This is a genomic window from Streptomyces sp. NPDC050636, assembly GCF_040654775.1.
In the GTDB taxonomy this organism is placed as follows: domain Bacteria; phylum Actinomycetota; class Actinomycetes; order Streptomycetales; family Streptomycetaceae; genus Streptomyces.
Genome location: NZ_JBFAIP010000005.1, coordinates 119039 through 134444, shown reverse-complemented (window position 1 = coordinate 134444; position 15406 = coordinate 119039). Strand labels below are relative to the sequence as shown.

Sequence of the window (15406 nt, the reverse complement as noted above, 5' to 3'; positions counted from 1 at the left end):
TGCCGAACACCTAACGACAATATTCGCTATGGTGGTGGCTGTCGCCGGCCGACCAACGCCCTCTCGGAGGGCGCGGACCGCCGGAGGGACCCGGGGTTCGCCTTCCCCTGGACGAAGGACAAAGGAGTCGCCGGTGTCCAGCTCCGACATCTTCATCAGCGAGACCATCGGTACCGCTGTACTGCTCTTGATGGGTGGTGGCGTCTGCGCCGCCGTCACGTTCAAACGCTCCAAGGCGTTCAACGCCGGATGGGTGGCCATCGCCTTCGGGTGGGGCTTCGCCGTCCTCACGGGCGCCTACATCGCCGTGAAGTCCGGCGCACACCTCAACCCCGCGGTCACCGTCGGTCTCGCCATCAAGGGCGGCATCGAATGGAACCAGGTGCCGGTCTACTTCGGCGGCGAAATGCTCGGCGCCATGATCGGCGCGGTACTGGTCTGGGTCGTGTACTACGGACAGTTCCAGGCCCATCTGACCGACCCCGAGGTGCTGGCCGATCACACCACCGAGGAGGGCCTGGTCGACCCGAAGGCCGCTCCCAAGGCCGGCCCGGTGCTCGGCATCTTCTCCACCGGCCCGGAGATCCGTAACGTCGTACAGAACCTGGCCACCGAGATCATCGCCACCATCGTGCTCGTGCTGGCGATCCTCACCCTCGGGCTCAGCGACAACGGCAAGGGCGTCGGCGTGATCGGCACGCTGCTGGTCGCGCTGATGGTCGTCGGCATCGGTCTGTCGCTGGGCGGCCCGACCGGATACGCCATCAACCCGGTCCGCGACCTCGGCCCGCGAATTGTGCACGCGCTGCTGCCGCTGCCGAACAAGGGCGGTTCAGACTGGGGTTACGCCTGGATCCCGGTCGTCGGCCCGCTGATCGGCGGAGCCATCGCCGGCGGCATCTACCAGGTGGCGTTCGCTTGAGCCGCCTGACCGCCCCGACTCCGCCCGTACAGATTTCTTGGAGCACACCATGAGCGAGACCCCCACCACCTCCCACGGCCACGGCCACGGCCCGTTCATCGCGGCCATCGACCAGGGCACGACCTCCAGCCGCTGCATCGTCTTCGACAAGGACGGCCGGATCGTTTCGGTCGACCAGAAGGAGCACGAGCAGATCTTCCCGAAGCCGGGCTGGGTCGAGCACGACGCGACCGAGATCTGGACCAACGTCCAGCAGGTCGTGGCCGGCGCCGTCGAGAAGGCCGGGATCACCTCGGCCGACGTCAAGGCCATCGGCATCACCAACCAGCGCGAGACCACCGTCCTCTGGGACAAGAACACCGGTGAGCCGGTCCACAACGCCATCGTCTGGCAGGACACCCGCACCGACGCGCTCTGCAAGGAGCTCGGCCGCAACGTCGGCCAGGACCGCTTCCGCCGGGAGACCGGTCTGCCGCTGGCCTCGTACTTCGCGGGCCCGAAGATCCGCTGGCTGCTCGACAACGTCGACGGCCTGCGCGAGCGCGCCGAGCGCGGCGAGATCCTCTTCGGCACCATGGACTCCTGGGTCATCTGGAACCTCACCGGCGGCGTCAACGGCGGCCACCACGTCACCGACGTCACCAACGCCTCGCGCACCATGCTGATGAATCTGCACACCCTGCAGTGGGACGAGAAGATCCTTCAGTCGATCGACATCCCGGCCGCGGTGCTGCCGGAGATCAAGTCGTCCGCCGAGGTCTACGGCACCACCGCCGCGGGCGTCCTCGCCGGTGTCCCGGTCGCCTCGGCGCTCGGCGACCAGCAGGCCGCGCTCTTCGGCCAGACCTGTTTCGAGCAGGGCGAGGCCAAGTCCACGTACGGCACCGGCACCTTCATGCTGATGAACACCGGTCACGAGCCGGTCAATTCGTACAACGGGCTGCTGACCACCGTCGGCTACCGCATCGGCGACCAGACGCCGGTCTACGCCCTGGAAGGCTCCATCGCCGTCACCGGCTCGCTCGTCCAGTGGATGCGCGACCAGATGGGGCTGATCAACTCCGCGGCCGAGATCGAGACGCTGGCCAGCACGGTCGACGACAACGGCGGCGCGTACTTCGTGCCGGCCTTCTCCGGCCTGTTCGCCCCCTACTGGCGCTCGGACGCGCGCGGCGTCATCGCGGGCCTGACCCGCTATGTCACCAAGGCGCACATCGCGCGCGCCGTTCTTGAGGCCACCGCCTGGCAGACCCGCGAGATCACCGACGCCATGACCAAGGACTCCGGCGTCGAACTGACCGCACTCAAGGTCGACGGCGGAATGACCTCCAACAACCTGCTGATGCAGACGATCTCGGACTTCCTGGACGCGCCCGTGGTGCGCCCGATGGTCGCCGAGACCACCTGCCTCGGCGCTGCCTACGCGGCCGGACTGGCCGTCGGCTTCTGGTCCAGCACCGACGAACTGCGCGCCAACTGGCGCCGGGCCGCCGAATGGACCCCCCGGATGGAAGCGGCCACCCGTGACCGCGAGTACAAGAGCTGGCTCAAGGCCGTCGAGCGGACCATGGGCTGGATCGAGGACGAGGAGTAAAACATGAGCACCCTGCAGAGCGTCCCGGCACTCGGGACGCACCCGGCCAACGGTTCACGTGCTTCTTATGGAGTGGCGAGCCGCGCCGAGACTCGGGAGCAGCTTTCCAAGGCGACGTACGACCTCCTGGTGATCGGCGGCGGAATTCTGGGCATCTCCACTGCCTGGCACGCCGCGCAGGCCGGACTGCGGGTGGCCCTGGTGGACGCCGGCGACTTCGCCGGCGCCACCTCCTCCGCCTCCTCCAAGCTGCTCCACGGCGGTCTGCGCTACCTGCAGACCGGCGCGGTCAAGCTGGTGGCGGAGAATCACTTCGAGCGGCGTGCGGTGTCCCGCCAGGTGGCACCGCACCTCGCCAACCCCCTGAAGTTCTACCTGCCCGTCTACAAGGGCGGCCCGCACGGCGCGGCCAAGCTCGGCGCGGGCGTCTTCGCCTACTCCGCACTGTCCGCGTTCGGTGACGGCGTCGGCCATGTCATAAGCCCGGCCAAGGCCGCGCGCGATGTGCCGGAGCTGCAGACGGACAACCTCAAGGCCGTGGCCGTGTACGGCGACGACCAGATGAACGACTCGCGGATGGCCCTGATGACCGTCCGCGCGGCGGTCGAGGCCGGCGCCACGGTCCTCAACCACGCCGAGGTCAGCGGCCTGCGCTTCACCCAGGGCCGGGTCACCGGCGCCGAGCTCAAGGACCGTATGGACGGCCAGGAGTTCGGCGTCAACGCCCGCCTGGTGCTCAACGCCACCGGCCCGTGGGTGGACCACCTGCGCAAGATGGAGGACCCGAACGCGGCCCCCTCCATCCGCCTGTCGAAGGGGGCGCACCTGGTCCTCAAGCGCACCGCCCCCTGGAAGGCCGCGCTGGCCACCCCGATCGACAAGTACCGCATCACCTTCGCCCTCCCCTGGGAGGACATGCTGCTGCTCGGCACCACGGACGAGGAGTACGAGGGCGACCCGGCGGATGTCGCGGTCAACGAGAAGGACACCGCCCAGATCCTGGACGAGGCCGCCTTCTCGATCCGCGACCAGCAGCTGTCCCGCGACCTGATCACCTACTCCTTCGCGGGTCTGCGGGTGCTGCCCGGCGGCCCCGGCGACACCTCCAAGGCCAAGCGCGAGACGGTCGTCACCGAGGGCAGCGGCGGCATGCTGTCGGTCGCCGGCGGCAAGTGGACGACCTTCCGGCACATCGGCCGTACGGTCATGAACAAGCTCGCCGCGCTCCCCAGCCACCCGCTGGCCGACGACATGGAGCCGATCTCGGAGCTCCCGAAGAAGCTCCCGCTGCCCGGTATCGCCAACCCCAACGCGGTCGCGCACCGGCTGCTGGTCGACGGCGGCACGCCCGGCCCGCGGATGGCCCCGGAGACCGCCCGGCACCTCGCCACCCACTACGGCTCGCTGTCCTTCGACATCGCACGCCTGGCGAACGACGACCCGGCGCTGGCCGAGCGCATCCACCCGGACGCGCCGGAGATCTGGGCGCAGGTCGCCTACGCCCGGGACCACGAGTGGGCCGAGACGGTCGACGATGTGCTGCGTCGCCGTACGACGCTGATGATCCGCGGTCTGGACACAGAGGACGTGCGGACCCGGGTCAAGGACATGCTGGAGGGCTGACGGCCCGTCCGGAAGGACACAGGAAACAGCTGACGGCGAGTCACGACGCCGCCGGATGAACGACGATGGGGCGGTCCACGGGGGCCGCCCCATCGTCGTGTCCACATACGGGGCAGTGGGTCGCGGGGTCCGCACCGGGTCCGGCGTCATCCCGGCACCGGGAGGCGCCCAGCACGCTGCGGGGTCCGCCGGGCGGTGACTGTCAGTGGCGGCTGCCATGATGTTCCCGGCAAGCAACAACGGGGGAACAACGGGGGCTGCGATGGTTCGGCGACGATTGCGGCGGGCGGGGAAGTGGACGGCCTGGATGGTCGTGGTGCTCGTCGTACTGCCGGTGACGCTGGCAGCGACGGCGCTGCGGGCCGGTTACGCCGGTGCGGCCGCGCCGGATGCCACCACGCGCGGGCGGGACGCGATCTGGCTCGGCCACGCCTGGGTGGACGGGCGGAAGGACGACTCCGATGTGGCGGCGCTGCGGCGTCGCGTCGAGGGCACCGGAATCCGTGATCTGTACGTCCACGCCGGGCCGTTGGAGCACGACGGCACGCTGCCGCCGGCCCGCAAGGCCTATCCGCGGGCGCGCTGGCTGATCGCCGCGGTGCGCAGGGAGCTGCCGTCGGTCCGGGTGCACGCCTGGCTTGGCGACCGGCTGGTGTACGAGGCGGGCAAGAGGGGCGGGCTGCGGCTGTCGGACGCCGCGGCCCGCCGGGCGATCGTGGGGAGCGCCCGTCAGGTGCTGGCGGCCGGCTTCGCCGGGGTCCATCTGGACCTGGAGCCGCTGCACTCCGGCAACGCCGACTATCTGCGGCTACTGGACCGGCTGGGCCCCGCGGTGCACGACCGGGGCGCGATACTCTCCGTCGCCGTGCACCAGATCGACCCGCTGCCCGGTCTGCACACGGTCACCGGCACCCTGACGGGACATCCGAAGTGGATATCCCAGCGGTTCTTCGGGCAGGTGGCGCGCCGTGTCGACCAGATCGCGCTGATGTCGTACGACACCGCGCTGCCGGTGGAGAGCCTGTACGGCGGCTATGTGGCGCAGCAGACCCGGCTGGCGCTGGAGGCGACGGATGGCCGTACCGATCTGCTGATGGGGCTGCCGTTCTTCCATACCGACGACGTCGGCCACCATGCCTCGGCGGAGACGGTGCGGGCCGCGGTGCGCGGCATACGGCTGGGGCTGACCCGCGAGGATCCGGGCCGTCAGCGGTTCGGAATGGCGCTGTATGTCGATTTCGCCGCCACGGAGGAGGACTGGTCCGCGTACGGGAGCGGCTGGGGGCGGCGCGACAGGTCATAATGGGCTCAGACATCGGATGTCTGAGCTGTCTGTGTGGATGTCCGGGCGATGACGAGATCCGGGCGCCGAGATCCGGGCGGGTCCGAGCGGGGAGGGCGGCCATGGCGGTCACCGACGAGGCCATCGAGAAGATCAAGGGGATGATCGTCTCCGGTGCGCTGCGGCCGGGCGACCGGCTGCCGAAGGAGAGCGAGTTGGCGGCCGACCTCGGTCTGTCCCGCAACTCGCTGCGCGAGGCGGTACGCGCGCTCTCCCTGATCCGCATCCTGGATGTGCGACAGGGCGACGGTACGTACGTCACCAGCCTCGACCCGCAACTCCTGCTGGAGGCCATGAGTTTCGTGGTGGACTTCCACCGCGACGACACGGTGCTGGAGTTCCTCGCCGTCCGCCGGATCCTGGAGCCGGCCGCGACCGCGATGGCGGCCGCCCGGATCGGTCCGGAAGAACTGGACGTCCTGGAAGCGCAGTTGGATGCCCTGGGTCCGGAGCCCTCCGTCGAGGATCTGGTCGCCTGCGATCTGGAGTTCCACCGTGGGATCGTCTCCGCGTCGGGCAACTCCGTGCTCTGCTCGCTGCTGGACGGCCTGTCCGGGCCGACCACCCGGGCCCGGATCTGGCGCGGCCTGACCCAGAAGGACGCGGTCACCCGTACCCTCACCGAACACCGCGCGATCATCGGCGCGCTGCGCGACCGGGACGCGGAGGCGGCGCGGGCGTGGGCGACGGTGCATATCGCGAGCGTGGAGCAGTGGCTGCGCTCGACGCTGTGACCCTGACCGGGCAGCCGGGCTGGGGGCGCCTCCCAGCGGTGGCTGGGGGAGGTCGGCGATCGCCCGGCTGCCCCGTCACGCACGGCCCGCGAGTGCGGCGCCGCCGAGGGCCGCCCCGCCCCATCCCCGCCCCGTCCCCGCCGGGTCCGCTCAGGCCGCGAAGCCGCCGTCCACCGCGATCGAGGCGCCGGTGATGTACCGGCCGCCCTCGCCCGCCAGATGGGCCACGGTCGCCGCGACGTCCCAGGCCTGTCCGTACGCGCCGAGCGCGGTCAGCCCGGCCTGCATCTCCGCGCTCTCGCCGTCGGCCGGGTTCATATCGGTGTCGATGGGCCCCGGGTGCACGAGGTTGGCGGTGATCCCGCGCGGCCCCAGCTCCCTGGCGAGGGTCTTGGTCAGACCGGTGAGCGCGGCCTTGGCGGTGGCGTAGAGGCTGCCGCCGGGGAAGGCGGCCCGCTCGGCCATGCAGCTGCCGATCGAGATGATCCGGCCACCCTCGGTCAGATGCCCGGCCGCGGCCTGGGCCGCCAGGAAGGGCGCCCGGACATTGGTCCGCAGCACCCGGTCCACGTCATCGAGGGTGATCCCCTCGAACGGGCCGAGCACCCCCACTCCCGCGTTGTTCACCAGGATGTCCAGCCGCCCGAACCGCTCGGCGGCGCCCGCCACGGAGGCCCACACCGCTTCGGGGTCCGCGCTGTCGGCCCGTACCGCCCAGGCCCGGCCGCCCGCCTCCTCGATCTCCTTGACGACCTGGCCGGCGCGGTCCTCCCGGCTCTGGTACGTCAGCGCGACCGCCGCGCCGTCGGCGGCGAGCCGCAGCGCTATCGCCTCGCCGATGCCCCGGCTCCCACCGGTCACCAGCGCCACCTTGTCCTCCAGCGGCCGGGCGCCATTCGCCACTGCTGCCGTCGCCACCGTCGTCGGCATGGTCGGCATGGTCCTCATGGGTCTCACCCTTACGTCTGCTGCGAGCGGATCGAGTCTGTGCTGCGTGTACCGCGTTCCTCTGCGGTACGGCTCGATCCTCGGGCGGCGCGGCGGACGAAGCTGGCGGAATCCGGACACGATGCCAACGGCGCGCCAAAGCCCCGGCCCGGAGCGCCCCGCATCGCCCCGACAACACGCCGCAGCGCCCCGCGCCGCGCTCTGCCCTACCCGGCCGCCCCGATCCCGTACACCCGGCCGGCCGTCCCCCCGAAGACCGCGGCCCGCTCCGCCTCGCCGAGCCGGCTGGTGGCCGACTCGGCGAGCGCGATGACGTCCTCGTAGTCGGCGGCCAGGGTGCAGACCGGCCAGTCGGAGCCGAACAGCACCCGCTCGGGCCCGAAGGCGTCCAGGACATGCCGGGCGTACGGCAGGATCTGCTGCGGCCGCCAGGCGGCCCAGTCGGCCTCGGTGACCAGGCCGGACAGTTTGCAGTTGACGTTCGGAAGCTGGGCGAGCGCGGCGATCCCGTCCGCCCACGGCTGCCAATCGCCCTTGGCCACGGCGGGTTTGGCCGCATGGTCCAGTACAAAGGCCAGCTCCGGCAGGGCGCGCACGGCGGCGTGGGCGGCGGGCAGTTCGCGCGGGGTGACCAGCAGGTCGTAGACGAGCCCCGCGTCGGCCAGGACGCCCAGGCCACGCAGCACTTCGGGGCGGATGAGCCAGTCGGGGTCCGGCTCGTCCTGCACCTGGTGCCGGAGGCCGACGAGGCCCGCGGGCAGCGCGTCCAAAACGTCGGCGAGCGCGGGATCGGTGAGATCGGCCCAGCCGACGACGCCCCGCACCGGCCCCTCACCGGCCGCGACTGCCAGCAGCTCTCTGGTCTCGTCGTACGAGGACGATGACTGGACCACGACGGTGCCGTCGACGCCGTGCTCGGCCAGATGCGGGGCGAGGTCGGGCAGCGCGTAACTGCGGCGTATCGGGTCGGCCCACGGCCCGTCCATCCACGGCTGGTCGCGCCTGCTCAGGTCCCACAGGTGGTGATGGGCGTCGATACGCATCAGGGGCGGACTCCCGGGTCGGCCAGAAGGGATGAGGGATGAAGGATCGAGGACGAGGGATGAAGGACGAGTGGTACCAGACTTACTCGTCGAGAGGCAGTGGCAGGTCGGGGTCGAGCAGATCACGGGCGACGAGGGTGTGCCAGAGCGCGTCGGGGATGTCCCGCGCGAAGAGTGCGGCGTTCTCCTCGGCCTCCTCGGGCGTGGCGGCGCCGACGACGGCCGAAGCGACAGCGGGGTGTCCGAACGGGAAGCGGAGCGCGGCGGCCTTCAACGGTACGTCGAACTCGGCGCACACGCCCGCGAGTTGGCGGGCGCGGTCGAGGAGATCGTCCGGCGCGGGCGCATAGTTGTAGGGCGCTCCGGGGGACGGATCGGCCAGCAGGCCGGAGTTGTAGACGCCGCCGACGACCACGGAGGTGCCACGGCGCTCGCACACCGGCAGCAGATCGTCGAAGGCGGTGCGCTCCAGCAGGGTCCAGCGGCCCGCGCACAGCACCACGTCCACATCGAGGTCCGCGACGAACCGGGCCAGCAGATCGCTGTGATTCATACCGAAACCGATGGCGCGCACCATCTTCTGGTCGCGCAGCTCGGCGAGGGCCGGGAAGCCGGTCTCGTACACCTCGCGGAGATGGTTCTCGGCATCGTGCAGATAGACGATGTCGACGGCGTCCACGCCGAGCCGCTCCAGGGACGCGTCGAGGGTGGCCCGGATGCCGTCGCGGGAGAAGTCCCGTACGCGGGCGCGCGCGGGGGTGTCCACGAAGCCCTCGCCGTCCGGCTCCTCGCCCGGCGCTAGCGGTCGCAGCCTGCGGCCGACCTTGGTGGAGAGGGTGTAGGTGGCACGGTCGCGGCCGCGCAGCGCCCGGCCGAGCCGCTCCTCCGAGAGGCCCAGACCGTAGTGCGGGGCGGTGTCGAAGTAGCGGGCGCCGGTGGCGAAGGCGGTGCGCAGCACGTCCTGCGCCTGCTCCTCGGGGAGGGCGCGGTAGAGGTTGCCGAGCGGTGCGCAGCCGAGGCCGAGGGGCGGGACGGTGACGCCGCTGCGCCCCAACTCCCGTGCGCCGTAGGGGAGATATACCATTCCGGGCCCGTCCCTCAGTCCTGTTTCTCGCCGCTGGTGAAGCGGGAGATGACCAGCGCGATGATGATGATCATGCCGTTGAGGAACTGCGTCCACAGTGGGGGCACGCCACCCAGTGTCATGACGTTGATGACCAGTTGGAGGGTCAGTACGCCGGTGAGCGCGCCGAAGAGGGTGCCGCGGCCGCCCTTGAGGCTGATCCCGCCGATCACCGCGGCGGCGAAGACCTGGAAGATCCAGCCGTTGCCCTGGCTCGCGGAGACCGCGCCGTAGTGGCCGGTGTAGAGGATCCCGGCGAACGCGGCGAGCACCCCGCCGATGGCCAGCACGATCCAGGTGATGCGGTCCACCCGTACGCCGGCCGCGCGGGCCGCCTCCGGGTTGCCGCCGATCGCGTACAGCGCGCGTCCGTGCCGCAGATAGCCGAGGGCCCCGCCGCCGAGGGCGAAGAGGGTCAGACAGATCCAGACGGCGGCCGGGACGCCCAGCCAGTCGGCCTTGCCCAGGTAGGCGAAGGATGCCGGGACATTGCCGATGGACTGGCCCTCGGAGATGCCGACCTGCAGGCCGCGCAGCATGGTGAGCATGCCGAGGGTGGCGATGAAGCCGTTGACCCGCAGCCTGAGGATGAGGAAGCCGTTGGCCGCGCCGACCGCCGCGCCGACGGCCAGGCAGAGCGGGATCGCCGTCCAGGGCGGGAAGAGCTCCAGGCCGGCGAAGCGGGCGCCGTGTGCGGGCATCACCAGCCACAGGGCGATCACCGGGGCCAGACCGATGGTCGACTCCAGCGACAGGTCCATCCGCCCGCTGATCAGGATGAGCGCCTCGCCGAGGACCAGCAGGCCGAGTTCCGTGGACTGCTGGATGACGCCGATCAGGTTGTCCTGGGTGAGGAAGGCGGGCGAGACGATGAAGCCGATGACGCCCAGGACGAAGATCACCGGTACCAGGGAGAAGTCCCGCCAGCGGGCGACGTCGAGGCGGCGGCTCTCCCGTACCGGCGCCTTCTCCACCGCGTCGGTGGCCGGCGGCGATGCGGTCTCGGTCATGGCGCGGTCCCTTCCGCTCCGTTGGTGTGGTGCGTGCTCTGGACGGTGTCCCCGGAGTCCCGGGAGTCCCCCGCACCCCCGAAGTCCCCCGCGTCCCCGCTTCCCATGCCCTCCATTGCCGCCACCAGCTCGCGATCGCTCCAGCCGCTGCCGAATTCGGCGACCACCCGACCGTGGAAGATGGCCAGCACCCGGTCGCAGACCCGTAGATCGTCCAGTTCGTCGGAGACGATGACCGCGCCGCTGCCGCCGTCCGCGACCTCCCGTAGGACGCCGAGCAGCGCGTCCTTGGACTTGACGTCCACGCCGTTGGTGGGCCGGATGGCGACCAGCACGCTCGGCTCGCGGGCCAGCGCGCGGGCGATGACGACCTTCTGCTGATTGCCGCCGGAGAGCCCGGACACCGGCTGCCCCGGCCCGGTCGTCTTGATGTCCAGCGAAGCGATCATGCGGGCGGCGAACTCCCGGGTCCTGGAGGGCAGTACGGTCCCCATCGGCCCGAGTTGGCCGGTGACGGTCAGGGTGGCGTTCTCGGCGACGCTGCGGCCCAGGATGAGGCCTTCGCGGTGCCGGTCCTCCGGTACGTAGCCGATGCCGGCGTCGACCGCGTGCGGCACGCTGCCGGTACGGACCGGCCGCCCCCGCACCGTGATCCGGCCGCCGCCCGGCGTCCGCAGCCCGGCCAGGGTCTCGCCGATCGCGGTGTTCCCGCTGGCCGTCGCCCCCGCCAGGCCCACCACCTCACCGGTCCGCACCGTCAGGTCCAGTGGCGCGAACTCGCCGTCCAGCACCAGCCCTTGGGTCCGCAGCACCGGCTCCCCCACGGGACCCCCCGACGTCCGCCACTGCCGCGCGGCGCCCGCCTCCTCCCCCGTCATCGCCGCGACGAGATCGTCCTTGGCCAGCCCGGAGACCGGGGCGGTCAGCACATGCCGGGCGTCACGGAAGACCGTAACGGTGTTACACAGCTCGTAGACCTCCTGCAGATGGTGCGAGATGAACAGGAAGGCCACGCCCTGGGCGCGCAGACCGCGCAGCTTGCCGAAGAGCCGGTCGATGCCGGCGGCGTCCAGCCGGGCGGTGGGCTCGTCGAGGATGATCAGCCGGGCGCCGAAGGAGAGCGCCCTGGCGATTTCCACGAACTGCCGCTGCTCGACGCCGAGATCCTTGATCCTGGCCGCCGGGTCGACCTCGACGCCGTATTCGCCGAGCAGCTCGCGCGCCCGCTCGCGCAGCGCCCGCCAGCGGATGGCGTGCTCGCCCTGGAAGCGGTTGAGGTAGAGGTTCTCGGCGACGGTCAGTTCCGGCACGGTCATCGACTTTTGGTAGACGCAGGCGACCTTGCGCTGCCAGGCGGCGGTGTCGCCCCAGCCGGGCGCTGGCCCGCCGCCGAAGGTGACCACGCCGGCGTCCGGCCGTTCCATCCCGGTCAGTACGGACACCAGGGTGGACTTGCCGGCGCCGTTGCGGCCGACGAGGGCGTGCGCCTCCCCGGGCCGTACGGTCAGGCGGGCGCCGTCGAGGGCGACGGTGGGCCCGTAGCGTTTGACGATGCCCTCGGCGCGTACGGCGGGGTGGTCGGCGGCCACCGTGGTCATGGCTTCTTCTTCTCAAGCTGGTTGGCCCACAGCTTCTTGTCGTCGACGTTGTCCTTGGTGACCAGGGGCGCGGGCAGTTGGTCCTCCAGGCCGTTCTCGATCTTCACGATCGTGGAGCCGTGGTCGGTGGGACCGGGCTCGAAGGTCTTCCCGTCCAGGCCCGCCTTGGCATAGAACAGCGCGTACTTGGCGTAGAGATCGGCGGGCTGGGAGAGCGTGGCGTCGATCTTGCCGGCGCGTATCGCGGTCAGCTCGTCCGGTATGCCGTCGTTGGAGATGATGGTGATGTGGCCGTCGGCCCCGGCCGGCTTGAGGAGCTTCTTCTGCTCCAGCAGGGCCAGCGTCGGCTGGAGGAACGCGCCGCCGGCCTGCATGTAGATGCCGTCGATGTCCTTGTGCTGGGCGAGCAGGCTCTGGAGCTTGGCGGAGGCGACCTCGCCCTTCCAGTCGGTGGCCAGCTCATGCACGGTGATCTTCGGGAACTTCTTCTTCATGCACGACGCGAACGCCTCGGAGCGGTCCCGCCCGTTGATCGAGCTGAGGTCGCCCTGGAGTTCGGCGACCCGGCCCTTGCCGCCCAGCCGCTTGCCGAGGTATTCGCAGGACTTCTCCCCGTAGGCCCGGTTGTCTGCACGTACCACCATGTAGACCTTGCCCTTGTCGGGGCGGGTATCCACGCTCACCACCGGGATCTTCTTCTCCGCCAGCCGTTCCAGCTCGGCGGCGATGGCACCGGTGTCCTGCGGGGCCATCACGATCGCCTTGGCACCCTGGTCGGTCAGCGCCTGCACATTGGAGACGACCTTGGAGATGTCGTTCTGCGAGTTGGACAGCGGCAGGGCGGACACCTCACCGTTGTCCAGCCCCTTCTCGACGTACTGCTGGTAGGAGTTCCAGAAGTCGGTGTCCGTACGGGGCATATCGATGCCGACCTGGCCGCCCGCGGTGTCGCTGCCGCGGTTGCAGCCGGCGAGCGCGGCAGCGGCGAGCAGTACGGCGCAGGCCGCCGCGCCGGTCGTACGCAGTCTCATGGGTGATCCCTCGGTCGTGGTGTGCGGGTGCTGGCTGGTTGGTTGGCTGGCTGGCTGGCTGGCTGGCTGGCTGAGGAGTTGCAGGTCAGGTGGCGGGGCGGAGGCGCAGCCCCTGCATGCCGCCGTCGACGGCGAGCGCGGATCCGGTGATGCCGGAGGCCGCCGGGGAGGCCAAGTACGCGATGGCTGCGGCCACTTCACCGGCAGTGACCATCCGGCCCATCGGCTGGCGGGCGTTGAGCGCGGCCCGTTCGGCGGCCGGGTCGTCCGCCTGGTCCAGCAGGCGGCCGACCCACGGGGAGTCGGCGGTGCCGGGGTTGACGCAGTTGACGCGGATGCCCTCGCGGACGTGGTCGGCGGCCATCGCCAGGGTCAGCGAGAGGACGGCACCCTTGCTGGCGCTGTACAGCGCGCGCTGCGGCAGGCCGGCGGTGGCGGCGATGGAGCAGGTGTGCGTGAGGGAAACCCGGCCGGGCGCCCGGTCCGCAGCTCGGCGCAGATGCGGCAGCGCGGCGCGGGCGGTGCGCACCAGCCCCAGCACGTTCACGTCCAGGACCCGGCCCCACTCGGTGTCGTCGTTGTCCTCGACGGTGCCGATGGCGCCGATCCCGGCGTTGCCGACCAGGGTGTGCAGGACACCCAGCTCCGCCACCGCTTCCTGGACGGCGGCCCGTACGGCGGCGTCGGAGGTGACATCGGCCTTCACCGGGATCGTGCCGGCAGGGGCGTCCGAGAGGTCACGGTCGAGGACGGCGACCCGGGCGCCGCGGGCCAGCAGCAGGGCGGCGGTGGCCGCACCGATTCCGGAGCCGCCGCCGGTGACGAGGGCACCCATCCCGTCGAAGTCGCGCAGCTGCTGCCCGGCCGACTTCCCGATCTGCGGTTCTGCGCTCATACGGAGACCTCCTGCTCACCGTGCCGGGTGGTGTTCCGGTTGTTCTCGCCGCTGTTCTCGCTGTTCTCGCTGTTGTCGTTGTTGTCGTTGCGGTTGTCGTTGTTGTCGTTGTCGTCGTTGTGCTGGTTCTTCCGGTGGTCCTGGCTGTCGGCGGCCTGCCGGTCGCGCCACACCGGGCCGTCGGGGAAACCGAAGGCGGCGATCGACTCCGGCTTCATCCGGGCGGAGAATCCCGGCGCGGCCGGGGCGCGGTAGCGGCCGTGCTCGACGACGACCGGGTCCGTGAAGTGTTCATGGAGGTGGTCGACGTATTCGATGACCCGGTCGTCCCAACTCCCGGACACCGCCACGTAGTCGAACATCGCAAGGTGCTGCACCAGCTCGCACAACCCCACCCCGCCGGCGTGCGGACAGACGGGCACGCCGTACTTCGCGGCCAGCAGCAGGATCGCGAGGTTCTCATTGACCCCGGCCACCCGCGCCGCGTCGATCTGCACGAAGTCCACTGCCCCCGCCTGCAGCAGCTGTTTGAAGACCACCCGGTTGGCGACATGCTCACCGGTGGCGACCTTCACGGGCTGCCCGGAGCGCACCGCCGCATGCCCCAGGACGTCGTCCGGGCTGGTCGGCTCCTCGATCCAGTGCGGGGTGTACGGCGCGAGCGCGGTCATCCAGCGGACCGCTTCGGCCACGTCCCAGCGCTGGTTGGCATCGACGGCGATGCGTACGCCGGGGCCGACCGCGTCCCGTGCCAGCCGCATCCGCCGGGTGTCGTCGGCGAGGTCGGCGCCCACCTTCAGCTTGATCTGCCCGAAACCGTCGGCCACCGCTTCCTTGGCGAGCCGCACCAGCTTGGTGTCGTCGTAGCCGAGCCAGCCGGGCGAGGTGGTGTACGCGGGGTAGCCCTCGGCTCTGAGACGGGCGGCGCGCTCGGCCCGGCCGGGCTCGGCGGCGCGCAGCATGGCCAGTGCCTCGTCGGGCGTCAGCGCGTCGGAGAGATAGCGGAAGTCGACGAGCGAGACCAGCTCTTCGGGGCTCATACGGCCCAGGAACTCCCAGACCGGCAGGCCCGCACGGGTGGCCGCCAGGTCCCAGGCGGCGTTGACCACCGCCCCCGCCGCCATGTGCATCAGGCCCTTCTCGGGGCCGAGCCAGCGCAGCTGGGAGTCGTGCGTGAGATCGCGGTGCAGTGCGGCGAGATCGGCGGCGGTGGCCGGCACCGGCCGCCCGACGACATACGGGGCGAGCGCCCGGATCGCGGCGGCCATGACATCGTTGCCGCGACCTATCGTGAAGCAGAGGCCGTGCCCGGCCGGGCCGCTGCCCGTGTGCAGCACGACATAGGCGGCGGAGTAGTCGGGGTCCGGGTTCATGGCGTCCGAGCCGTCGAGCTGCTCCGAGGTGGGGAAGCGGACGTCGTGGACGTCGAGCCCGGTGACGGTGTCGGTTACGGCCATGCGCACGCTCCCAGAGATGGCTCGGAAGAACATCGGACCTTTCCCGGTCATCCGATGTATAGACCCGCCCACAAGGCAGCGTCCAG

The 15406-nt window shown here is 70.9% G+C and carries 13 protein-coding genes; 5 read left to right on the top strand and 8 right to left on the bottom strand.

Going from position 1 to position 15406, the window contains the following annotated elements; all coding sequences use genetic code 11:
* The first annotated feature begins 133 nt into the window (after positions 1 to 133).
* From AB0I10_RS07795 to AB0I10_RS07775, 5 genes are all read left to right on the top strand, one after another.
* Positions 134 to 922 carry an MIP/aquaporin family protein gene (locus AB0I10_RS07795; protein WP_363151444.1) on the top strand — a complete coding sequence of 263 codons (789 nt, stop codon included), beginning with the start codon at positions 134 to 136 and terminating at the stop codon, positions 920 to 922.
* Positions 923 to 971: 49 nt separating this feature from the next.
* A complete protein-coding gene (gene glpK / locus AB0I10_RS07790; protein ID WP_363151443.1) occupies positions 972 to 2516 on the top strand; it encodes a glycerol kinase GlpK in 1545 nt (514 codons plus the stop codon).
* Between the two features lie 3 nt (positions 2517 to 2519).
* Positions 2520 to 4139, top strand: coding sequence for a glycerol-3-phosphate dehydrogenase/oxidase (locus AB0I10_RS07785; protein ID WP_363151442.1), 1620 nt, complete (start codon positions 2520 to 2522; stop codon positions 4137 to 4139).
* Between the two features lie 262 nt (positions 4140 to 4401).
* A complete protein-coding gene (locus tag AB0I10_RS07780; protein ID WP_363151441.1) occupies positions 4402 to 5442 on the top strand; it encodes a hypothetical protein in 1041 nt (346 codons plus the stop codon).
* A gap of 101 nt (positions 5443 to 5543) precedes the next feature.
* The gene (locus AB0I10_RS07775) at positions 5544 to 6215 is read left to right on the top strand and encodes a FadR/GntR family transcriptional regulator (RefSeq protein ID WP_363151440.1); all 672 of its coding nucleotides are present in this window, start codon (positions 5544 to 5546) and stop codon (positions 6213 to 6215) included.
* Between the two features lie 150 nt (positions 6216 to 6365).
* Here AB0I10_RS07775 and AB0I10_RS07770 read toward each other — a convergent pair whose 3' ends face one another.
* From AB0I10_RS07770 to AB0I10_RS07735, 8 genes are all read right to left on the bottom strand, one after another.
* Entirely contained in the window at positions 6366 to 7154 is a 789-nt protein-coding gene (locus AB0I10_RS07770; protein WP_363151580.1) for a 3-oxoacyl-ACP reductase family protein, read from the bottom strand.
* 215 nt (positions 7155 to 7369) lie between these two features.
* Entirely contained in the window at positions 7370 to 8206 is an 837-nt protein-coding gene (locus AB0I10_RS07765) for an amidohydrolase family protein (RefSeq protein ID WP_363151439.1), read from the bottom strand.
* Between the two features lie 82 nt (positions 8207 to 8288).
* Positions 8289 to 9290, bottom strand: a complete 1002-nt coding sequence (locus AB0I10_RS07760) for an aldo/keto reductase (RefSeq protein WP_363151438.1) — start codon at positions 9288 to 9290, stop codon at positions 8289 to 8291.
* A gap of 14 nt (positions 9291 to 9304) precedes the next feature.
* Entirely contained in the window at positions 9305 to 10339 is a 1035-nt protein-coding gene (locus tag AB0I10_RS07755; RefSeq protein WP_363151437.1) for an ABC transporter permease, read from the bottom strand.
* Positions 10336 to 11937, bottom strand: coding sequence for a sugar ABC transporter ATP-binding protein (locus tag AB0I10_RS07750; RefSeq protein ID WP_363151436.1), 1602 nt, complete (start codon positions 11935 to 11937; stop codon positions 10336 to 10338). The genes AB0I10_RS07755 and AB0I10_RS07750 overlap by 4 nt, the downstream gene beginning before the upstream one ends.
* On the bottom strand, positions 11934 to 12968 hold the full coding sequence (locus AB0I10_RS07745) for a sugar ABC transporter substrate-binding protein (protein WP_363151435.1): 1035 nt from the start codon (positions 12966 to 12968) through the stop codon (positions 11934 to 11936). Before AB0I10_RS07745 ends, AB0I10_RS07750 begins: the two co-directional genes overlap by 4 nt.
* Before the next feature lie 85 nt (positions 12969 to 13053).
* Positions 13054 to 13863 (bottom strand): SDR family oxidoreductase, encoded by an 810-nt coding sequence (locus AB0I10_RS07740; RefSeq protein ID WP_363151434.1) that lies wholly within the window; start codon positions 13861 to 13863, stop codon positions 13054 to 13056.
* Positions 13860 to 15320 (bottom strand): enolase C-terminal domain-like protein, encoded by a 1461-nt coding sequence (locus AB0I10_RS07735; protein WP_363151433.1) that lies wholly within the window; start codon positions 15318 to 15320, stop codon positions 13860 to 13862. Before AB0I10_RS07735 ends, AB0I10_RS07740 begins: the two co-directional genes overlap by 4 nt.
* Positions 15321 to 15406: the final 86 nt, after the last annotated feature.